Genomic DNA, 21,899 nt, shown 5'->3' with positions numbered 1-21,899 from the left:
AAAACCTGAAAATAGAAGGAATGAAAGGATGCTGATTTTAACAAGGCGCGTTGGGGAAACGTTAATGGTAGGCGACGATGTGACAGTGACTGTACTCGGAGTGAAAGGGAACCAGGTGCGGATCGGTGTAAATGCACCAGACGATGTAAGCGTACACCGCGAAGAAATTTATCAACGGATCCGGAAGAAAAAAGGGGAGCAGGAAACGGTATAGAAAATTGTCTCGCTTTACTGATTAGACAATATTAGAAAAGGAGGCCTTGGTGCCTCCTTTCTCTTTTAGTGCTCAGCGCTATTTTTGCATTTAAAATGCGGCCCAATTAAGGGCGTAGGGATTTTTATCACCAAATTATCAATCATTATGTTTGGCTACTTCTGTTTGTAGGGATCGGATCGGCGGCTGGTGATGCTGCTTAGCCCGGGCCAAATCATAATTCAGTTGCATCGTAAGCCAAGCATGGGCGGTACTGACTCCAGCCTCTTCCAAGCGCAAGGCTAGATCGGTGCTTATAGCTGCTCGACCATTCACAACGCGGGATAGTGCAACGCGGGTTATATCCAGTCTATCTGCAGTTTCTGTCACTGATAGACCAAGAGCGGTAATAACGTTTTCTTTCAACAGTGGGCCAGGGTGAGGAGGGTTCAACAAAGGGCTTTCTACAGACAAGCTACTAACGGAACGTAGCTTTGCAGATAGATTGCTTTTGCAGTGGTCACACAGTTTCAGTGTGGACCGGCCACACTCAATGGTGGTGATCATTACCTGACTTCTTGAAGCATCGGTCTCGGTGCCGGTTCTACCACCAGCACCGCATTCGTCGCAGCTACCTGCATCAATGACACTTACTCTGCTTAGATTCATTACGGTTGATCTCCTACTTACAGTTGCCGGAGCTGGTAGATTTTATTATTGATTGCAGCTAACTGATCAGCATGACTATTCAGCGTCAGCTGCAGGTCATCCACATAAGTGCTGACGTTTTCGAGTGCAGAAAGGTATTTCTTAGAGTTTTTACGAGCTCCGGATGCTTTCTTTGCGCAGATCTCACGAACAACTGTGAGTTGATTGGGTGTGAACGGCTTGCCGGTCATCGCTTGGTGCTTCATTTCGATCTCAAACCCGTGGCGGCTTAGTTTTGATATAACGAAGTGATCTTCTATATTTTCTACCAGATCGCTACACAGGGTTTCACGCTGGTCCATCAAAGCAGAGATGAGGTCGGCGTTTGTAAGTCCTCCATTGAGTAATTTCTCTTCCGCTTCGCGCTTAGCTGTATTTTCCATGATGATTGCTTCACGGCGTTCATGTTCAAGCTCGCGCTTCATGCGGAGGTGACCGGCCACCAGACCGTGATCGCCAGTTTTTTTAAGGCAATCAATCCCGACTACTGAGATTTTACCATCTGCGCTTTTAATGAAATTACGGTTTTTAATAACAGTACCGCAATGCTCGCAGTAAAAGATCTGTCCTAATGCGAGAGCATGTTGCTTCGGGTGGACAATCTCGAATGGCGCTTTGCCAAGGCCGGACATTTCAAATGTGTGTTTAATAACTGGAGCTTCCTGGCTGAGAATCTGGTCGGTGATCATCTTGTTATCCTTGAAGTTGTTTTCAGCAATTCCCAATAATATAACGCTATATAGTTATATAATCAACAAAATATAACTCACAAGGGTTATTTATTTCGTTTGACTCTAAATTGTATCTAGGCCATATTGTGTGTTCTAAGCTGGTGGATCGAGGAGGAAACGACACCGAAAAGGTTTAACTCCTCGGAGCTGGATAGGTAAATAGTGGGGTGGTCGCTATTGGCAGGCACCAGACGTACTTCAGGGGAAGTGAAGAGATACTTTACCGTAAAGGCTTGGTTAACTTCAGCGACAACAATGTCGCCCTCCCTGAGCTCAACAGAGCGGTCCACCAGCAAGATATCGCCATCTAAGATACCGGCCTGAGTCATGGAATGGCCTGAAACACGCAGTAGGTAAGTTGCCCCGGGGACTGGGTTTAACAAAATATTTAGATCAATAGCACTGCAGTGCTGCATTGTAGTGATAGACATAATAAAGTAATTCGATAGCTGTACAAATGTACAGTATAGGCGCGGCAGAAGTGAAATCAAAGTAAATAGGGAAGGTGATTGGCAATGCTCATTAAAGGTAAAGTCCCTGAAGAATATGCAGATCTGTTGTTATCGCGGATTACCTCCAGAAATAACGCAGAAGCTGTTAGGGATGCAGCAAAAGAGTACTTAGTGAACGGTGGCCAGCAGATCGAAGTTGCTGAGAAATATGGCATAAAGCAGTCGTCGCTGTCCAGGCTCCTGAATAAATTGAAAGATCTTGATGACTGGGTGGCCGAGGCGATCCAGTATCACCGGGAGTAATCATTATGGTGCATCCATCAAAAGCGGGTGAATCTTCCAGTCTCAGAGAGCAAATAGACCGGCTTAGCAGAGACCCGGGGCGAGACTATAAGGCAAAACTGATCAAGTGTATCAGCTATGTTAGGTGGCACCTTAACGAGTTAGATTCTTATCTGAAAGCGAAAGACCAGCAGATACAGAAGTATAAAGATATTCTTGGACAGGATTGCCAGGATCCTTGGGTGCGCGTATCTAATACCTTGCCACCGGTAGGGGAGCGCCTGCTGTTCTGGGATGATGAGTACTGTACTTACGAAGCGGCTAAACTCAACCCGAATAGCCCTGAGTTGCAAACAGATGACCAATTAAGGGCTTTCCTCAAAGGCAAGAACTACACCCATTGGCAGCGGATTTCCCGGCCTGAAGACGCACTAACCTCAATGCTAGAAAAATTAAAAGCTGATCGATGACTTTAGATAAAACGGAGGTTATATACTGGATGCTTACAGCTAGTATCGAGGACAACATGAAAAATCTATCAAATGTATCGCTTCAATACCACAGTGAGACAGGTCGTATAATAACCAGACAGAGAGCCTGCAGCGGTAGCCCCAGGACATTCACATCCTATCAAAAGAAACCTATAAAACGCTGAAAGATGCCCGTCAGGTTGTGCCTGAAAGCGATAGAGATCTTCTTGTTGTAGCAAAGACGGAAACGATTTAAGAAGGGGAACTTATATGGTGCCAGATCTGTTAAGCAAGCTCCGGAAGAAAGCTAAAGCGATCGGCTGTGTCTTAGTGATCGATAAGAAAGAAGGCTATCCAATGGCAACGGTGTCAATTATTCCAGATAACAAAATGTCAAAGGAAATGCTGGAGCTGGGATCCGTTGACGGTATTTTTGTTTGGGTGAATCAGAAGGATATGGATAAGAAAGCCAAGCACTCAAATTACTACAAGGAGCTGCTTGTTTTGGATCAAAGGTTTGATTCGGTCCGAGACCGGTTAATGAAACGAGCCCATATGCTGAATTGTAGCGTCGAGGATGTGAACGCATATTATCAGACGCTCGAAAAATGCTGACTGCGCCGCCACTGTAGCTCTTTGCCCGAATGCGTATGTCATACTATTTTAGGGGGATTGAGCATAGTTTGATTCTGAATTTTGGTAAGACTTCAACTATTCATTATCTGGAGCAAGGTGTGTATATTGTCTCCGTTCATCAGAGTTATTCAGAGTTCGCATAAGTCGAAGGTACGACGAATGATCGGCACAAGGAGCTGACGCATGGCCATTAGTCAGGCACGTATTATCGAATCACTGGAGCAGGCTTGCACCGACCTCAATCCCGATGAGTTCATTTTTTCATTCCTAGACGCTTACGGCTTCCCGAAGAGTACGATCACCCGGCTTCGTAAAGGTGGGGACAGTCGCAATGTAGGTGCGGGCGGTGATATAGGCCTGAAGAAGAAACTTTATTTCCGTGTAGTCCCGACAAGCGCTGACCTTGATGCTGAAGCTGAATCGCTTAAGGCAAGTGATGTGGTCGCTCGCAATGATATTCGTTTTGTGATCGTAACCAACTTCGATAGCCTGGTGGCGTTCGATCTCAAGGCGGATGAGCGACTTGATACGTCTATGGATGAACTGGATAAACAGTACGCTTTCTTCCTGCCTCTGGCGGGTTACGAAAAAGCAGTCATGCATTCAGAGCATCCTGCGGACGTAAAAGCCTCTGAGAAAATGGGGCAGTTGTTTGACCTGATCCGAGAACGCAACGACCTTTCTAAACCTGAGGACCTTCACGCGCTAAACGTCTTTCTCACTCGTCTGTTGTTTTGTTTCTATGCCGAAGATACGGGCATCTTTGAGCAGGCTCAGATGACTACGGCCATTCAGTCATGCACTCAGGATGATGGCTCTGACGTTGATCAGTTTTTCACAGACCTGTTTACCGTGCTGAACCTGGATTCAGCTGCACCTGAGCGCAAAGAGATGTCTGCTCACTTTCAGGCGTTTCCGTATGTGAACGGTGGCCTGTTCCGTGATGATGAGCCCATCCCAGAATTTGGTCGCAAAGCGCGTCGCATCCTTATCGATTGTGGCTCTTTGGACTGGTCAGAGATCAATCCTGACATCTTTGGCTCGATGTTCCAGGCGGTCATTGATGAAGAACAGCGCGGCAATCTTGGACAGCATTACACATCCGTGTCGAACATTATGAAGGTGATACAGCCCTTGTTCCTCGATAAGCTCTATGCGGAGTTGGAGAAGTCCCGCAAGAGCGAACGCAAGCTCAAGGAACTGCTTGTAAGGCTTCAGAACCTTCGTGTTTTCGATCCTGCCTGTGGCTCAGGTAACTTCCTGATTATCGCTTATAAGGAACTACGTAAGCTGGAAATGGAAGTGATCGACGCACTGAATGTCGTATCAGGCCAGAATGAAATGTATTATTCCGGTATTCGTCTATCGCAGTTCTTTGGAATTGAAATTGACGACTTCGCCCATGAAGTAGCAATCTTGTCTCTATGGTTGGCCGAACACCAGATGAACATGGCTTTTAAAGCCAAGTTTGGCTACGCCGAGGCGGCACTTCCGCTTCGAGATTCAGGCAACGTTGTTTGTGGTAATGCGTTGCGCAGGGACTGGGACGAAGTCTGCTCGACTATTGATTCTAATGGGAATCTATATGAAGTCTATCTCTGCGGTAATCCTCCATTTCTTGGCAATGGAGGACGTAATGCTGATCAGAATGCAGACATGGCAGAAGTTTTTTATGGGTTTAAGTCATTCGGCATACTTGATTTTGTAACTTGCTGGTTTTGGAAAGGGGCTAACTACATTGAAAGTAAGCAGGCAGAGTTCGCTTTTGTATCTACCAATTCTATCTGTCAAGGTGATCAGGTTGGGGTACTTTGGCCGGAGATCTTTCAAAAAAACCTAAAGATTCGCTTCGCTTATCAGACCTTCCCTTGGAAAAACCATGCTAAGCAAAATGCGGCTGTCCACGTTGTTGTTATAGGTGTTGCTAATGCAGCAAGTGTAAAAGAAAAGGCCTTATTCAAGACAACCGTTAAAAACACAGTTCATTGTATCGCAGCTGCGAATATCAATCCGTACCTTGTAGACGCTAGGGATACGGTAGTTTCAAGCAGAACCACCCCTCTTGTTGGCAGTCCTGTCATGGTTAAAGGCAGTCAACCAACAGATGGAGGTCAATTACTCCTATCTCCTGAAGAAAAAAGTAACTTGGTTACAAATGAACCGAATGCAACAAGGTGGATAAAACGCCTCATGGGAGCACAAGAATTCCTACAAGCTAAAGAGCGATGGTGCTTGTGGCTTGCAGATGCTTCCTCAGAGGAAATTGAAGTGATGCCCTTAGTAAAGCAGAGAGTCGATGCAGTTAGACAAATTCGCCTTGCAAGTCGAGATTCAGGTGCCCGTAAACTAGCAAACAGACCTCATCAGTTTCGAGAGACAAGAAATCCTGAATCTTTCATGATTGTTCCCGCTGTATCATCTGAGCGTAGAGAATATGTACCTATTGGCTTGTTTGGATCTGATGTTATATCTACGAACCTCAACCTGATTATCCCTGATGCCGCTTTGTATGAATTCGGTATTCTCACCTCCGAAATGCACAATGATTGGATGCGAGCTGTTGCAGGGCGATTGGAAAGCCGTTATCGCTATTCTGCCACATTGGTTTACAACACTTACCCTTGGCCTGATGTGACAGATCAACAACGCAAGCAGATCGAAGCGCTGGCCGAGGAGGTCTTGCTGGTTCGAGAAGACTACCCGGATAAGTCTTTGGCCCACCTGTACGACCCAGACAAGATGCCTGAGCCGTTGCGCGAGGCCCACAAAACTCTGGATAGTGCGGTTGAAAAACTCTATCGCGATAGGCCGTTCCGCGATGCTTCAGAGCGTTTGGAGCACCTGTTTACTCGTTACGAGAAGTTGATTGCCAAAGAGAATGCTAAGGTGCCTGCCAAAAAGAAAACCACACGGAGTAAGTGATTATGGCTGATCTGTTAACTGTCCAGTATAAGCAAACTGGTAAGAGCTCAAATCTTGATACCAAGGGTATGCGTGAAATGCAGGCTCGTGCGTATGAGGCGCGTGATGCCCAGTATCTATTGCTGAAAGCACCACCTGCTTCTGGCAAGTCACGGGCTTTGATGTTTCTGGGACTGGACAAACTACAATACCAAGGGTTGAAAAAGGTCATCGTTGCCGTGCCAGAGATGAGTATCGGCGCTTCATTTAAGGACACGGATCTGACCAGTGGTGGTTTTTTTTCTGATTGGATTGTGCAGCCAAACTACAATCTTTGTATCCCTGGTGGCGAAGCTCAGAAGGTAAAAGCCTTCGTTCGTTTCATGTCCGATCCGGATGCCAGTGTTTTGATATGCACCCATGCCACATTGCGTTTCGCCTATCAGGAACTCAAGCCGGCTGACTTCAATGATTCCTTGTTGGCGGTCGATGAATTTCATCATACCTCGGCCGATGGTGAGAACCGCCTTGGGGGGCTGATTGATGGCATAATGGCAGGCTCTAATGCACATATCATTGCGATGACCGGCTCTTACTTTCGTGGTGATGCGGTACCTATCCTGCTGCCTGAGGATGAGGAGAAATTCACTCAGGTCACGTACTCCTATTACGAGCAGCTGAACGGCTACGAGCACCTCAAATCATTAGGCATTGGCTACCACTTCTACACGGGGCGTTACATCGATGCCGTTCATAAGGTTCTGGATACCAAGAAAAAAACGATCGTCCATATCCCGAACGTAAATGCGGTGGAATCGACCAAAGATAAGCTGGCTGAAGTCGATTACATCCTGGATGCCATTGGTGACGTAATCGAGAAGGACATGAAAACTGGCATCATCACGGTCAAGGATTCAACTGGCCGGATACTTAAAGTGGCTGATTTAGTGGACGATGGCCCGATGCGGATTGAGGTGCAGAACTACCTGCGTAATGTATCAAAAGCCGAAGATGTCGACATCATCATTGCGTTGGGTATGGCCAAAGAAGGCTTTGATTGGCCGTGGTGCGAACATGTACTGACCATTGGCTATCGATCCTCTTTGACCGAGATCATCCAGATCATTGGACGGGCTACCCGTGACTGTGAGGGTAAGCCTCACGCTCAGTTCACCAACCTGATTGCCCAGCCTGATGCTGAAGACGATGACGTTAAGGTATCGGTCAACAACATGCTCAAGGCTATTACTGTATCGCTATTAATGGAGCAGGTACTAGCCCCAGCCATAACCTTTAAACCCCGTTCACGCTTCATGCCCGGTGAGGAGGTAGAACCGGGTACTGTAGTGATTGAAGATACTACGGCGCCAGTTTCAGACAAGGTCGTCAAGGCCTTGGAAAACATAGACAACATTAAAGCGGCCATCCTACAAAAGCCTGAAGTCATAGCGCCTGCTGTGACGGGGGATGCTGATTCCGAAGTAATGGAATCGGTTGAAATTCCTAAGGTGGTCGAAAAATTGTATCCCGATATGGATGCCCATGAAGTACAGACTGTATCCGAAGCTGTTCATGCGTCTATGGCGATCCAGTCCACCGGTGGTCTGTTTGATGAATTGGATCTTCCGGAAGGTGCAGAAATTATTGTGCCTTCAGGTGTAGAAGAGGGGACGCCCGCTGCTTATCAGGTTGAAACTGGATCTGCGCCCAAACCCAATCAAGAGTCATCTAATAGTGATCCTAAGGCCAATCGTAAGTTTGTTCAGATTGGCAACAAGTTCGTCAAAATCGAACACCTGAATGTTGACTTGATCCGGCAGATCAATCCATTCCAGGGAGCCTACGAAATTCTCTCAAAAGCGGTCACTCCGTCTGTGCTGAAAACTATTCAGGATACTGTGGTGGGTATGCGTTCTCAGATGACCGAACAGGAAGCTGTTGTTCTATGGCCCCGTATCAACGAATTCATGAAGAACAAGGGATGTGAGCCTTCTGCAACAGCCAGCGATCTGTATGAGCGCCGTTTGGCTGAGGCATTGGCCTACATCAAGCGTAAGGCCCAGGAGCACAAAGCAGCTAAGCCGCAGAGCGCATAGGGAGATGTAGGATGCCGCCTATCAACCATGATAGAAACAAGGGCGCGGTACGCCCTTCACTGGATGATATTTTTAATGGCCCGGATGAGTTTGGACTACTTGATGTTCAGGCTAAACGATCTAGCAGTGGCGCACCACTTGAGGTGTCCAAGTTCGAAGAGATCAATGCCTTCGTTGATCAAAATAAAAGAGCACCAGAGAGTACAGGTACGCTGCCTGAAAAGCTGCTTGCAAGACGTCTGAATGGCTATATCAGTAACCGTGAGCTCTATGCGACTCTAAAACCTTATGATCACCACCGTTTGCTTCCGGAGACTGTGGAGCTTGTAGGCGAAATTGAACCTCGTGATTTTGCGTTGGCAGAACAAAATATCCCGGATAGTGAAATAGTGCAGGCTTCCCCTGATGCTGCTGAGGATAAGGACGATGAGGTGACGTCTCTTGAGGATATTTTTTCTAGTAATGCGTTTGCGGAAATAGATCAGGGAGATACCAGTATCTTTGAGCCTGTCAACGTATCCTTTGTAACAGGTAGGGAAACGCCTGATGAGATTGCACAGCAACGTACATGTCTGGACTTTTATGAGTTTGAATCCATCTTTTATGAGATACACGAAAAATTGAAGTCTGGCGAAGCTAAAACGGTACGGTTCCAGCAAGTCTCGCAGGTACAGTCTGGTGATATTTTCATTTTGGACGGTGTGGTATGCCTGATCGATGAGATAGGTGAGTATCGTGAAGATAACATGGGGAGATACAATCCCAGGCTGCGCGTGATTTTCGAGAACGGGACGGAATCAAATCATCTTCTACGCTCGCTTGCTAAACGCCTCTATCAGGACGAAACGGGGCGCCGTATCATCCGTGAGGCCGACTCAGTTGTTGATGCTTTCAATAACGTGTCCCATAAGGATAAGCGTGCCGGTCAGATATACTTCGTCACTACCAAAGGCGATAACCCTGACCTGAAAAAAGTGCCTAACTTGGTTAAGATCGGCTATACCGAGTTAACCGTTGAGGAAAGAACGAGAAATGCTGAGAGTGATACGGCATTTTTGGAAGCTCCGGTGAAGATTCTTGCTTCCATGGAGTGTTACAACCTAAATCCCAATAAGTTTGAAAGCCTTATTCATGGGTTTCTACATGCGCAGCGCCTAAAAATGACGCTAATAGGCAAAGACGGTAAGGCTTATCACCCGAAAGAGTGGTTTTCAGTTCCTTTGGAGACGGCCAGAGAAGTTGCTAAACGGATAATTGATGGCAGCATCGTCTTCTATCGAATGGACAATACCACTGGACAGTTGGTGAAGAAAAAGACCTGATATATGCTCAAATTAGATCTACTGAATTTCGGTGCACTCCAGTCGGCAACAAAGGCCATTTGCATTCTGAGGTTGGACTTGCATCGTTATTGCAGGAGCTAGGCTATTTCGTTCAAAAGTTGCTTGGATGCTTAAGCAAAGAGGCCGCTTTACTTATTTCGGACGTTTGCGTGGCTTGAACCCTGACTGGGGCTAATGATCCAAAGGCTATATCTTGGGTAGGTCAGCTAACCTAACCTTGCTTCTAAGCTGCTTCCAATTCCCACCAAGGTTTCAGTCAGGTTAGAAACCGAGTTCGTGAGCAAGCCTATTTGTGTCAACAGTAAAGGCAAAGACAGGCCAAGCACTTGGGTTTTTATCTATAGCAAGTTTGTATTCAACTTCGCTACAAGGGATACGATTATCAACTAAGAAATAACCGATTAATGATTTGCGAAGAACGATCCGCTTGGCGGTTCCCCCTTGATCTAACTCATAATCAGTCACGATTAATGCCTGCTGATCTTGGCTGAGTTGAGGATTAGGTCTTAGTTCAAGTTCGATCATCTGCTCCCACTCAGTATCCGGCTCAGGGGGTATACCTCTACAGCGTTCAAAAGCAGGCGCGTTATCCCCCCAGTCCTTTGCGCTCTTCGAGGGTTTAATCACTTTTGGGGTGGTTTTGAAGCGGCCAATAAGAAAATCACGGTACGCCATGTTATCCCAGCAAAAGGCGCGTACGTGGTAACGATTATTAACAAACGCAACGGCAGTAGGCGTTAACCGTCGGCCACGTCCTTTGGGTGAACTCATTGTAGCAATCACCGCTTCGATAGACCGCTGGTGTTCAATGACCGAAAGCAACCGGGCTAGAACACGCAGATTATGATGGCGAATCAGCATAGGCATTTCAGTGGCGTGGGCAGCTATGGGCGGAGCATACTCTTCAATGGCCTGCCACTGTAAATCGGCCTCAGACAACAGGACCGGCTCAAAGCTTTCAGTGGGTTGATGGTAGGGAATACCTAGCTGATATGGCTTTACTGCCTTAGGTGCAAGCTGCTGGTAAAGCTTTATATCTTTCTGAGCCTGGGGACGCGAGATACCAAAGGTCTCCATCAGCATGGTCGTTGTTAAACGTCGCTCCCAAAGTAGCTGTCGCTCAATGTAACACAAACGCAGCCACTGAGAATGTGAGTACGCCCCAGTTTCAAGCCGCTTACTGGCCAGATCTGTCACTGAGATTTTTTGCGTGTCTGACGCGATTACGGGTTTCATGTACTGTGAGTACTGCATATACGGGCCTTATTCTCACGCTTAGTTGCTTATACGCAGGAAAGTGTATGCTACTACTGTATAAATATCTACTACCTATATTAAATATAGGGGTGTATAAAGTATATAACAATAAATAGTCTGCATTGATTCTAAGCAGATTTGGGCGTAACAAAGGATAACAGGGCGATTCGATGAGCTTTGCCACACTAAATACCAATTTGTTTAAACCGATCTCGGGCGAGAATGGGCGGTCTGTGCTCTCTTTATTAGTAGAGCTCGATATCTTCCTGGACCCGACGCAGTTGGTCGATGAGCCCACGCCGCAACAAGTACGAGTCTTTCTACGGGACTATATCGCTAATAAAAACTTGAGCCTTGAAATAAACTCGGGTGAGGCCGCGTCAGGAAACCCTGCACCAGAACAGTACGTCTATAACCGTCTCCGTGATACGGGGTGGATTCGGGAAGAGCAGGAAAGTGGTTATCGATATGTTGTCTGGATGGCGCAAGATGCGCGAAGACTGCTGCATTTCCTTGGCAGTATGAGTGCTGAACACCCATCGTTAGGTGTGGTGTGTTTGGCTGTACGCTCTAACCTCTTTGAAGTGGTAAAAGACCCAAGTAACGGATCATTAGTGCGTAAAGCGGCTGATGACATGGAAAGTTTCTCAAACATACTCAGAGCTCTCGTTGGCAACATCCGCGAAATCCATCATGTGATCAGTGGCGGAACCGCCCGGGGCAGTAATAATTTCGCCTTTTATTTTGAAGAATACTTGGGCGAGCTTTTTCTGCCTAATATTGAGAAACTGGCTCTGAGAGGAAACCCCAACCTTCATGCCAGTACGATTCGTAAGCTGGTTAGCGATATTCGCTTCAATCCAGATCGCATAGAGGCCTGTGCTAAAGCCTATAAGCGTGACGATATTTCAAACCCTTCTGTTCAGCTTGTAGAAGCAGATCTGGACCGCTTAAGTAAAGCGTTTGATGGAATTAATCCACTATTCAAGAAGACACAGGACTACGCTCGCCGCATAACCCGTCGGATGAACGAGAAGATCAAGTATACCGTGCACACCCCAAGCAATATGGGACAACAAATTCAGGCGCTGCTTGACCGCATTGGGAGTGATGCTTTGTTAGATGCCTTACCTAGCCCGTTAATAGGTGAAGAACTTCTTGCCGATTGCCGATTGGCTACGCCCAAGGCAAAGCCTGTACCGCCTGCTCCAACGGCACGGAGACAGCAAAAACCTCTGTGGGAAAAACGGGCATACAACCAGCTCAAGCAAGAACACATAAACTTCCAGAAATATGATCCTGCGCGTGTTGCAAATTTCATTGAGTCCAATCTTGATGGTCGGGTTCAGATAACCACGGATGACTTCAGGATTGATACCGCTGATGACATGATGGCAGCACTTCATTTGCGCCTTTTGGCGCAGGGCGTATCGAAAACGCATCCACTCTACCCATTGCAGTCAACGTACAGCGTTGAGTTTGACGAAGAGGAGTGGACAGACCTTAAACAGATGGCCGGTCGTCGCTTGACAATCACCCGGCACGCCACCACGGAGAAGCGCTTACATGGCTAGTGACATTATGCTCAGAGAGCTTAAAGATATCGAGTCGAACAAATCTACTGACTATGCTGATAGCCTGCGCAACACGGCGGCGTATCTACTGCAGAAACAGTGGGTATGGAAGGGAAAACGAGGCCAAAAAGAGCACTTTAAGTTGTGTCATGAGAATCAGTCCTATTTTCACAAGCTCTTTGATGGGTTGGATATGATGTGGTACTACGATCGCAACTTCGGCTATGCGGGGATTTTACCGCGAGGCTCCGGTAAACAACTGGATATCATCTCCACGCTATTCCTGCTTATTCTACGGAAAATGTATGATGCTGAAGCGTCAATGGGACGAACTGATCTCGGACGTGTGACACCGCCAACGGCGGAACTTCTAAACCAGTACGAACAGGTCAAGGGAGAAATACCTTCCATATCAGATACCAACTCCGCACTGGAAAATTTAAGGAAAAAGGGAATTATTGAACTCGGAAACAGAGATCCCGATACGAAACTTCAGGAGGTGACGGTACTCCCCAACATCACCCGGGTGGTAAGTACAGCATACGTGGGTACACTCAATCGTTATATAGATAGCTACTCACCCGAAACTGCGTCTGCCGAAGCGGCGCACGAAGAAATTGAGGCCATTGTGACTGAGGAGGTGCCTGATGACAGCGCAGAATAACCCCATTTCGAGACATAGTCTTCACAATGTTGTCCTGGCGCAGTGGTACTTATTCGAACTAGAGACGATCGATCTTAACGCACCCGCTACACTTGTATCGGGTGAAAACGGAGCGGGAAAAACAACGATTTTTGATGCGATCCAATTTGTTTTGATGGGGGGGGACCAACGCAAAACTCGCTACAATGCGGCCTCTGATTCCAAAACTTCAGGGCGATCTGCACGAAGTTATGCGCTGGGTGAAATTAAAGAGAAGGATAAGTCGAGCTGCCAGCGCGACAGTGCCAACACCTACATATTTCTGAACTGGTACGACGATCATCAATGCCCCTATGCGTTCGGTTTGTCTGTCTATGCCAACAGCCAATCGACAAACATTGATACCCGCGGTCATATCATCAAAGGCCGCCACATCATTGAAGCTGATCTGTTGTCAGGGGATGACACTTTTCTGCCGTGGCGTGAGTTTGTCGAGCGCATGAAGGAGACCACCAAAGAACATCGCGGTGTGGTGCACTATGAGATGATCGACAGTGCGAAGTCGATACGCGAAAAAATATCTGAGGCGATGTCGGTTAATCAGACGCGCAGTTCCAAAATTGAGCCTGACTTGTTGGTTAAGACGTTATCGAACGCTCTGCAGCTGAAGATGGACAGTCCGATCGATCCCTTTATCAGAGACTTCATCTTGCCACCGGATCCCATTGAAACCGACCAACTGCGTGAAGACCTTCTCGAACATCAACGTATTGAGGAGGAGATCGCTCGCGCCGAGAGCCACAAAGACGCACGCGAGGTATTGATCACAGAAGCGAAGAAAATTACTAAACACCGCATCAAGGCTCACCATGCTCTATGGGTTTCACAGGAGGCTGATGTTGTGCGTCTTGGTGAGGAACTAGCATGCAAAGAAGATGCCCAAGAAGCTGCGCAGGACCGCCTAATAACAGCTCAACGCACCATCACCCGAGAGATGCCACGGCTACCGAAACTCAAGCAGCGTCGAGAGGAAGCACTAATCGCGTGGCAAAACTCTGATGCGGCCAGCCTGAGCAAAACTATTGAGGCAGCAGCGGAGCAGGTCACACAATCCAGGTCTAAGCTCTCCTGCTCAATGCATGCACTGCAGGTTGCGGTGCGTTCAGTTACCCAGGAACGATTCCCTGACACGCTGGGTATTCAGCGTTTCGAGCTATTTGCTAGACATTGGGGATTGCTTGTGGATGTGCTCGAACAAGCAGGCGTCAACAGTCTATCGACATCGGAACCGGCGAATAATCTCAAGGTTATCGGAGGACTGAAAGGCGCAAACATGCTGTTGCGCGAGATGACCGAACGCGTTGAAGCCGCTGATAAGGATGTGAGCCAAGCGCTGGCACAAATTAAGAATCAGGGTGAGGACTTACATAGGCGCATTGAACGACTCAAGCAGGGACTATCGGACATCCACCCAGTGACTAGCATGACCATCGAATTGCTCAAGAGCGAGGGGATTCAGTCCAGACCCGTCTGTGATCTTTGTGAGATCACCGATAAAGACTGGCAGGAAGCAGTGGAGTCGTATCTGGGGCCTAACCGCGAAGCACTGGTGGTGTCTGAGCATGATTTTGAGCATGCGCTCGAGGTGTATGAGGCCGCGCAGCAGCGAGAGCCGCGACTCAAACGTGCACGAATGATTAACCCTGACCATGCTCTACACGCCAATAAAGCGCCCACTGAGAGAATGGTTTCAACGCTGATTGATACCAGCGACTCGATCGCACGCGGCTTTATGAACATCGTTCTGGATAGAACTAAGATGGCGGCAACGCGTGATGAACTTAGACGCGAGCGAAAAGCGCTGATGGCCTCTGGCCTAGCAACAGGCGGCGGTACGGTAGGTGGTACCGCTCGGATCCAAGGGCTGTTGATTGGTAAACATGCAAAAGCGCAGCAGCGGAAGCGCCTTGAGGCCGAACTGGATGTGCTCGCGCAGCGCCTGGCGAGTTTCAATGAGCCAGTGACAACGCTCAGCAATCTCAATCGCCAGTGGGCAGGACTATCGGCATCCATTGTGGAAGGCGCGGTGTCCGTTCAGGAACTAAGCACACACTTGATGATAGACGTAGAAGCATTATCTACCGCACAAGAGCAGTTGAAACCCCTTTCATCCGAAGATGAACGGCTAAAGGCCTCAAAGGATCAGACCGAGAAGGACTACGACGAGTGTAATAAGGCGATCATACAAGCCGAAGGTTATCAGAATCAGTCCACAGCAGCGCTGAAAGGCTTGAAGAATGAGCTTGAAAATCTCTCAACAAAGAGAAACGAGGCTGAAGGAATACGCTGCATTACAGAAAAGTCATCCCTGCACGATGCTGCTAAAGCGGATGAGAACTGGCAGGCCTATGAGCAAAAGTTTGAGGGCGAAGAAGGGATCTACTCTCTGATTCGAAACGAAGCCCAAAGTGACGCTCATGCGGCGAGGGAAAAGGAGATCAGATCACGCGGAGAGCTGCGACAGAAGGTTATTGGGTTCACGACCGACTTTGCGGAGGATATTTCGAACCGCCAAGAGCTACTTGAGTCAGCAAGGTCTGATAACGAGAATATAGAGGCGTACCACTTCATTGAGGCGGATTGCTCTGACTGGCTTGAGCGTATCTTAGCGGTACAACTTCTTGACCATCGTCAGGCGGCCCATGAAGCGGCTGAGCAGATGGAGAAAAACTTCCGAGGCATCATCGTAGGTGAGCTTCAAAGTCGCTTTGAGCAAATGAAATATACCTTCAATCAGCTCAATAACGTCCTTAAGAAAATACCGTTTAACGATAATATTTACAGTTTTCATTTTAAGATTCTTGCAACAGAGAGCCTGCATACCATCCACGAGTACATAACGACCGCGGATAAGGAAGAGACAGAATTAGTTGGTACAATGTTTGAGACAGTATCAGAACACCCGGCTATAGATCTGTTGAAAGAGGCACTGATCAGTGGTGACGATCTGATCAATGAGATCAGGGACTATCGCAATTTCTTTACCTACGACATGATGATGCGCAACCCTAACACTCTGAGTGAGCGCCGTGTCACTGATATGCAGAGTACCGGTTCAGGCGGCGAGCTACAGACACCGGCATATATCGCGCTGGCTGCAAGCTTTATGAACGTATACAAGATCCGTGGTCACTCAGCTCGTGGAGCTTCTTTAGTGCTCCTCGATGAAGCGTTCAACAATATGGACGGTGGAAATGCGAGTGCTGCGGTTGCATTCCTCAAAGAAATTGGACTGCAACTTTTGATTGCGGCTCCGCCTGAAGTGACCCTGAAAATCGGTAAGGAGATGGATCAGATCTATACCATTTGCCGCGACGGTAGGGATGTGGTGATTGATCACACTAAGATATTCGAGGCAGGACAGGAACTCATTGACCAACACAATCCCGTTTACCATCCAGAACTGGTGGTTCAGCGTGCGGCTGAGCTGAAATCCAAAGCTGAGGAAGTTAGTTTATATGAGGGATAACCTTGAAAGGTTTGTCAATCAACTGATAGCGAAGATAGATAAACCTGAAGGTGTGGTGCCTGAGTGCAGGATAAATATCACCGATCACACCTACCGCTGGTACTTTGCCCTCAATAACAGCATCAAAACGACGCTGCATCAGACGCTGGAGTCCATTGCAGATATGGAAATTCAGTATCAGCGCAAAGTGGCACTGGGGACATTCAAGCATATTGAGTATATCCAAATCACTGATGGCCGTAGCCTCATTGAAAGCCAGGGGATAACCCCCCAGGCTGATGAAATCCGAGTCGCATTTCAGCATTTAGAGATGGCAGAATTCAATGTGCCTTGGTGGGATGATACAAAGTTGAAGATAGCTCAAGCATGGTCGAGCAAGAAGACATTCTATGGTGTGAAGCGTAATCAAGCCGATAGACTCTTTGATGCAATGAAGATTGTAGAGTATATCGTTCAGTCACCTGAGTCTGAACCATCGTCCGACATTCGCACGCTCAGTGCTAAGCTCTATGGCGATTCCAAGAAGCTTGAAGGTAAGAGTTTTGCCAGTCTCGTTAGAAAACTTATGCTCCCGCATATCGACGATGATGTTGTGGATTTGGTTGAAGACGGGGCGAGGCTGCTTGAGTATTTTGGGATTAGTAAATACCCAATACCAATGCGCTTCAAAGCCTATGGACAGTTGCTCTGCCGAGGTGTTATCGACTTATCTGCGCTCCACTATGGAATCGGTGTTTCCCCTGATGAAGTGAGAGGCATTGAGTGGGGCCAACGACCATCGTATGTGCTTTTCATTGAAAATCCCACCAGCTTTGAACGGTATGTACGTGAGATCGATGATTCAGGTGTGATTATATACACCGCAGGCTTTCCTCCTCGCTCGTGGGCGCGAGTAATGGATATCATCATCGCTGAACTGCGTGGTGCAGTACCAATTTATCACTGGGGTGATCGGGATACGGGTGGCTACAGAATCCTTGCGTTCTTGGCGAAGCGACTTGATACCGATATCCAGCCATATCGTATGGGGGTGGAGGAGCAACCACAGACTCAGGCTGATGAAAAACTCGAAGAGAAACATGTGGCCGAGTTAATGCGTGCGCTTGAATCAGCAAGAGGCTATCCAGCCATTTCAGCGCTCTATGAGGATTTAGCTAAACTCCCAATGGAGAACCTACCATGGATCGAGCAGGAGCAGATCGCACCGGTCAGCCCATTGAAACATTGAGGCATACTCAGGTTCACTATGGTGTGACTCCTTTTTTACTCTTCAACAGCTGGACCAGACAATTTACTCTTTCGGCACGATCGCTCGTATGTTACGCGATCCCTCCAGAGGTGGACGATCAGATTGACGGGAATCAGCAGGTCATTTCAACCCTAGAATGCAAATAGCCGAAACCAAACGAACCTGGCAACGGCATAATGCCCTTTTTTGGATGTTACGGTTTCACTTTAAAATCTGTGCTGTTGGAAGTATTTCTGGAAAAACCAGCATCCTGGAGCCGGATACCGAGCTTTTCAGCATCGATTTCGCGTCTGATCTTACTTTCAGCGGCTTCCTGAGCTTCCTTTTCTGCATTCCATTCAGTATGGATATTCCATGGGTCGATACCGTTCAGATCGCAAAACCGCCACATTTTCTCATGATTGATAGTCATCATGTCGGTGTCAGGTCCAGGATCAAAACAGTCACCAGGGTCATCATCCAGATGGAAGAACTTGCCCAGTGTCATAAGCGTATCCCAGTACTGTTTGATGTCATCGGTGCATTTGAAATCTACTAGTTTAAGTTGGGTCATAGGTAGGCCTATTTAAGTTTGCCGATTGGTTAGTTAATCAGTTTGAGGGCGGGGTGTTTTTGAGTTCAAAATACCCGGGTAACTCGCCGGACATAAACCGGTCAATCTCACTGGCTTTATGACGGCGGCAGAAATGAATTTTCTGATAGACAGTTTTGTGATCCTCTCGCGCACCATATCCGCAGATATCGCACCAGATCAGTAGCTCGGAAGTACGCGACCGGTCTTTGTGGATTACAGTAATATATTCACCGGTGTTCATAGCAAAGCTCCTTAGCGATGAATGGGGCCGGAGAAGGCCATGTTAAGCTGATAAAAAACTGCCGGTCTACTATTCATCGGGGGGATTGATGAATACTAGACCGGCAAAAAGGTTGCTCGATGGAGTAGCTTGCATATCAGTACTAACGCACCGATAAGTTCAATATAGATAATCAATATGAACATTTCAATATTTTTCAGTATGGATCTTGATATAATTAACTTATACCGTTATCTCGTATAGCGCTCGACCACCAGCCTAAAACCGAACCTGGCAGGACCAGCTAATCCCCAAAACCTCGATTACCTGTATATTTAGACCGTTATCTCCTAAGCTCTGCCCATCAGCAATTCTGTTCAACCTCTTTTGGGTACCCTCCTAGCGGGAATCTGCCTGGGTAGGGCACCTAAATTTCAGGGTCCTGATTTTAAAGGGATCTATATTTTTATGGATACTTTATATGAAGGTTCCCTTATAGAAGGAGATCTTAATTTTTCGTATCCAATTAATGGCTCAGACATTAGTTTTAGTGGGTTTTAGGGGATCAATATATTTTGGGTTCCTATTTTTAGGGATCTTAATTTAAAGATATCGATATAGAAGGGAAGCATAGTTTGCTGCATGTAGATTGCATTGGTGATTGTCGCGGCCGCAAAAGGAGGTATCTATAATTTGGAGTATCTTATTTTTGAGATCTGAAATTACGGGTGGTCTTAATATAGATTCCCATAGGGGAGGGTACCCAGAAGGTTAGACAGGGCTAGGGGATGAGGTATCGTTATCTATTAGGAGATAACGGTATAAATAAAGTATTGGTTTATCGATATAAATGCCTTATTATATGCCGTATAGATAACCAATATGGATAGGCTGATGTTTGAATACTTAGCAAGCTTGCTTGAAAAGGCCTGGGCTGATGCTGAAACCAAAGATTTTGATGAACGGCATGCGGTACAGCAGGTTATAGAAAAGCTATACCGGCAACTGTCGAACGATGAATCGCCGCAGGTGTGCACGTTCTATTACGGGCGTGAATGTTTCAGGCCATTGATCGTTAAAGCCCTCAGCTTCAATGGCTGTATCCAGTCCGTACCACAGCCACGTCAAACGATCCAGTTGGGAAACTCTATTCATGTGAGAATCAAACCTGTATTTCGGCCTTTGATTGAAATCACCTTCTCCGAATTAAAAGCCCGGTACCGGGAATCCCTGAGCAAAGGGGATCTGGATAAGCATCTTCAGAATGAAGACATTCACCGTATTCGGTTTCTCAGTGAACTTTACCTGGCCGCTGACGAATCTATCGCAGTCTCTGCAATAGGCCAGCTAGAGTCGCTTTTCCAAATTAATGCAGTTAACCATGCGCTGAGTTTTCAGTCATCCAGGGGGAAGTTATGGGTTGGAAACGAGTAAAAGAGCAGTATCAAATCAGCCATATCGTCCATGTTACTAATGAGGGAATCTGCATTGGTTCTTCATTCATTACTAACGCGATCATTATATCGATGAATGGCAAGATCATTAAACGATACTGCGATGGGCACAACGAGGATCTGATGCGGTACCAGCGAGAAATGGACGCTGATCCTGAGCTGCTTGAGTTCATGGTAAAGGTCCCTGACCGGTTTGAAAAACACCTATCCGTTTTCACCCATATCAAAGGTCAAATTGTAGAAAAACAGTGTGAATCGCTTGGCTGGCCAAACACCACGCATGACGGTGAGCTGATGTATCAGAATTGTTTCTCTCCAGATCTTCACACGATGGTACGACTGGCCGAACAGCACATTGCCGCGACGACCGCACACTTGAAGATTCGGATTGCCGACACCGAAGAATTGCTGACAGAACTGAAAGGTCGGCTGAATGCCAATATCGATAAACAAGTAACCCTCCAATCACAATACTCTATAAGCCTGCAGGAACAATGACTATGACAACTTTTGCGCTGGTGGACATTCTCAATAACCTAATCAGTCAGCAAAATAATTTGGCGGCAGCCATCAAAGACGAAACCCATAGCATCTGGATGCCTGGCATTGCTGATGAAGATGATAAATATGGAGAGTTCTACTGTGCACGGAAACATCATCTTTTTGTCGATCAAGCCATTCAAAGCATCAACAGTATTGAATTCATGGATGGTCAGGAAGGCCGGAGTACTCAGAAATCGAAAGGGATCCTGCTGGTGGGGCCGTCATCACTAGAACTGGCCCAGCACGTTAATCAACTAAAGCAGGAAGCCGGTGGCCAGATCGCAGCCATTCGATCTGTGCTACCAAAGAAAACGAGTGTGGCCGACTACCTGAGTACCCGGGAAGAAATTCAAGTTGCGTTAAACCGGGCCGGTATCGCCCGACTGTGTGTGAATCAACTGAAACGCTCTATACCGGTGGTGGTAAAGGCTCCCTATCGTATCGCGTTGCTTGAACGGCGTACAAAAAGCATCCGCCGAGTGTCAGTAGAGCAGGCATCAAACATGCTAAATCGTTTAACGTCTCAGCAATCTGATATCGACCTGGAAGCTTTGGGCCAGTTGTCTGCAAGTACACCTCTCGCAATCATTCAGCAGCCCCAAACACCTACGTTTAAAGCCAATATCTTTTATCGAGATGTTGTTGAGGGCGAGGTACAAACCGTTAACCAGCAGATCCATGCGCCGGTTCCGATACTCTGCGCCACCGGTCATGAAATGCCCCGTATTCACAAAGGTGGATCCCGGGCTAAGGCTGAAAGATCTGATATTCGGCTGGAGTCATCACCATATCTGAAGTCAATCAGAGCCCACTTGTATTTACCGACCCACGCTTAACAAACTGGAGTTCACCATGAGTGATATTGCTAGAAATTTTCACACTACCACTGAAGAAATTCGCCGGCTTAACCCCGGCGCTCCATTAATAAGTATTTCTTACAACCCTGGCATGGAGATCCGTGTGCCTTGGGGTACTGGGGACATCCCCACAAACGGTCGCATAACTCCATAAATCCCACGGATACCAAGGCATCCAGAGGAGCCT

General features: G+C 47.2%; 20 protein-coding genes. 14 read left to right on the top strand and 6 right to left on the bottom strand.

The window, feature by feature from the left end; all coding sequences use genetic code 11:
• Nucleotides 1-28: 28 nt before the first annotated feature.
• Nucleotides 29-214, top strand: a complete 186-nt coding sequence (gene csrA / locus Q0499_RS00415; protein WP_299194615.1) for a carbon storage regulator CsrA — start codon at nt 29-31, stop codon at nt 212-214.
• A 138-nt stretch (nt 215-352) separates the two neighbouring features.
• On the opposite strand, the gene Q0499_RS00410 is transcribed toward csrA, so the two are convergent.
• The 3 genes from Q0499_RS00410 to Q0499_RS00400 form a co-directional block, all read right to left on the bottom strand.
• The gene (locus Q0499_RS00410) at nt 353-862 is read right to left on the bottom strand and encodes a HigA family addiction module antitoxin (RefSeq protein ID WP_299194612.1); all 510 of its coding nucleotides are present in this window, start codon (nt 860-862) and stop codon (nt 353-355) included.
• Nucleotides 863-879: 17 nt separating this feature from the next.
• A complete protein-coding gene (locus Q0499_RS00405) occupies nt 880-1,590 on the bottom strand; it encodes a hypothetical protein (RefSeq protein WP_299194609.1) in 711 nt (236 codons plus the stop codon).
• A gap of 116 nt (nt 1,591-1,706) precedes the next feature.
• Nucleotides 1,707-2,063 (bottom strand): S24 family peptidase, encoded by a 357-nt coding sequence (locus Q0499_RS00400; protein WP_299194606.1) that lies wholly within the window; start codon nt 2,061-2,063, stop codon nt 1,707-1,709.
• Nucleotides 2,064-2,147: 84 nt separating this feature from the next.
• Here Q0499_RS00400 and Q0499_RS00395 point away from each other — a divergent pair, with 84 nt between their 5' ends.
• From Q0499_RS00395 to Q0499_RS00370, 6 genes are all read left to right on the top strand, one after another.
• Nucleotides 2,148-2,387 carry a PapB/FocB family fimbrial expression transcriptional regulator gene (locus tag Q0499_RS00395; RefSeq protein ID WP_299194603.1) on the top strand — a complete coding sequence of 80 codons (240 nt, stop codon included), beginning with the start codon at nt 2,148-2,150 and terminating at the stop codon, nt 2,385-2,387.
• A 5-nt stretch (nt 2,388-2,392) separates the two neighbouring features.
• Entirely contained in the window at nt 2,393-2,836 is a 444-nt protein-coding gene (locus tag Q0499_RS00390; protein WP_299194599.1) for a hypothetical protein, read from the top strand.
• 270 nt (nt 2,837-3,106) lie between these two features.
• Entirely contained in the window at nt 3,107-3,451 is a 345-nt protein-coding gene (locus Q0499_RS00385; RefSeq protein WP_299194596.1) for a hypothetical protein, read from the top strand.
• A gap of 204 nt (nt 3,452-3,655) precedes the next feature.
• Nucleotides 3,656-6,394, top strand: a complete 2,739-nt coding sequence (locus Q0499_RS00380; RefSeq protein WP_299194593.1) for a DNA methyltransferase — start codon at nt 3,656-3,658, stop codon at nt 6,392-6,394.
• 2 nt (nt 6,395-6,396) lie between these two features.
• The gene (locus tag Q0499_RS00375) at nt 6,397-8,469 is read left to right on the top strand and encodes a helicase-related protein (RefSeq protein WP_299194590.1); all 2,073 of its coding nucleotides are present in this window, start codon (nt 6,397-6,399) and stop codon (nt 8,467-8,469) included.
• Nucleotides 8,470-8,480: 11 nt separating this feature from the next.
• Nucleotides 8,481-9,791: a GIY-YIG nuclease family protein gene (locus Q0499_RS00370; RefSeq protein ID WP_299194588.1), complete on the top strand. Its 1,311-nt coding sequence runs from the start codon at nt 8,481-8,483 to the stop codon at nt 9,789-9,791.
• A 282-nt stretch (nt 9,792-10,073) separates the two neighbouring features.
• Here Q0499_RS00370 and Q0499_RS00365 read toward each other — a convergent pair whose 3' ends face one another.
• Complete coding sequence (locus Q0499_RS00365; protein WP_299194585.1) at nt 10,074-11,066, bottom strand: hypothetical protein; 993 nt, start codon at nt 11,064-11,066, stop codon at nt 10,074-10,076.
• A 173-nt stretch (nt 11,067-11,239) separates the two neighbouring features.
• Between Q0499_RS00365 and Q0499_RS00360 the strand changes: the two genes are divergently transcribed.
• The 4 genes from Q0499_RS00360 to Q0499_RS00345 are packed head-to-tail and all read left to right on the top strand — an operon-like array spanning nt 11,240 to nt 18,043.
• Nucleotides 11,240-12,643, top strand: coding sequence for a Wadjet anti-phage system protein JetA family protein (locus Q0499_RS00360; RefSeq protein ID WP_299194582.1), 1,404 nt, complete (start codon nt 11,240-11,242; stop codon nt 12,641-12,643).
• Entirely contained in the window at nt 12,636-13,307 is a 672-nt protein-coding gene (locus Q0499_RS00355) for a DUF4194 domain-containing protein (RefSeq protein WP_299194579.1), read from the top strand. The genes Q0499_RS00360 and Q0499_RS00355 overlap by 8 nt, the downstream gene beginning before the upstream one ends.
• Nucleotides 13,291-16,815 carry an SbcC/MukB-like Walker B domain-containing protein gene (locus Q0499_RS00350; RefSeq protein WP_299194577.1) on the top strand — a complete coding sequence of 1,175 codons (3,525 nt, stop codon included), beginning with the start codon at nt 13,291-13,293 and terminating at the stop codon, nt 16,813-16,815. The genes Q0499_RS00355 and Q0499_RS00350 overlap by 17 nt, the downstream gene beginning before the upstream one ends.
• On the top strand, nt 16,805-18,043 hold the full coding sequence (locus tag Q0499_RS00345; protein ID WP_299194574.1) for a Wadjet anti-phage system protein JetD domain-containing protein: 1,239 nt from the start codon (nt 16,805-16,807) through the stop codon (nt 18,041-18,043). The genes Q0499_RS00350 and Q0499_RS00345 overlap by 11 nt, the downstream gene beginning before the upstream one ends.
• A gap of 214 nt (nt 18,044-18,257) precedes the next feature.
• Here Q0499_RS00345 and Q0499_RS00340 read toward each other — a convergent pair whose 3' ends face one another.
• Both Q0499_RS00340 and Q0499_RS00335 read right to left on the bottom strand, forming a co-directional pair.
• On the bottom strand, nt 18,258-18,617 hold the full coding sequence (locus Q0499_RS00340; protein ID WP_299194570.1) for a hypothetical protein: 360 nt from the start codon (nt 18,615-18,617) through the stop codon (nt 18,258-18,260).
• Nucleotides 18,618-18,654: 37 nt separating this feature from the next.
• Nucleotides 18,655-18,879 carry a hypothetical protein gene (locus tag Q0499_RS00335; RefSeq protein WP_299194568.1) on the bottom strand — a complete coding sequence of 75 codons (225 nt, stop codon included), beginning with the start codon at nt 18,877-18,879 and terminating at the stop codon, nt 18,655-18,657.
• 873 nt (nt 18,880-19,752) lie between these two features.
• Here Q0499_RS00335 and Q0499_RS00330 point away from each other — a divergent pair.
• From Q0499_RS00330 to Q0499_RS00320, 3 genes are read left to right on the top strand one after another with little or no spacing between them, the layout of a single operon-like run.
• Entirely contained in the window at nt 19,753-20,292 is a 540-nt protein-coding gene (locus tag Q0499_RS00330; RefSeq protein ID WP_299194566.1) for a hypothetical protein, read from the top strand.
• On the top strand, nt 20,274-20,810 hold the full coding sequence (locus Q0499_RS00325; protein WP_299194563.1) for a hypothetical protein: 537 nt from the start codon (nt 20,274-20,276) through the stop codon (nt 20,808-20,810). Before Q0499_RS00330 ends, Q0499_RS00325 begins: the two co-directional genes overlap by 19 nt.
• Before the next feature lie 2 nt (nt 20,811-20,812).
• Entirely contained in the window at nt 20,813-21,691 is an 879-nt protein-coding gene (locus tag Q0499_RS00320) for a hypothetical protein (protein WP_299194560.1), read from the top strand.
• Nucleotides 21,692-21,899: the final 208 nt, after the last annotated feature.

Origin of the sequence: uncultured Amphritea sp. (assembly GCF_937127095.1) — a bacterium.
In the GTDB taxonomy this organism is placed as follows: domain Bacteria; phylum Pseudomonadota; class Gammaproteobacteria; order Pseudomonadales; family Balneatricaceae; genus Amphritea.
The sequence above is the reverse complement of the archived record's forward strand: the minus strand, read 5'-3'. Positions and strand labels throughout refer to the sequence as shown.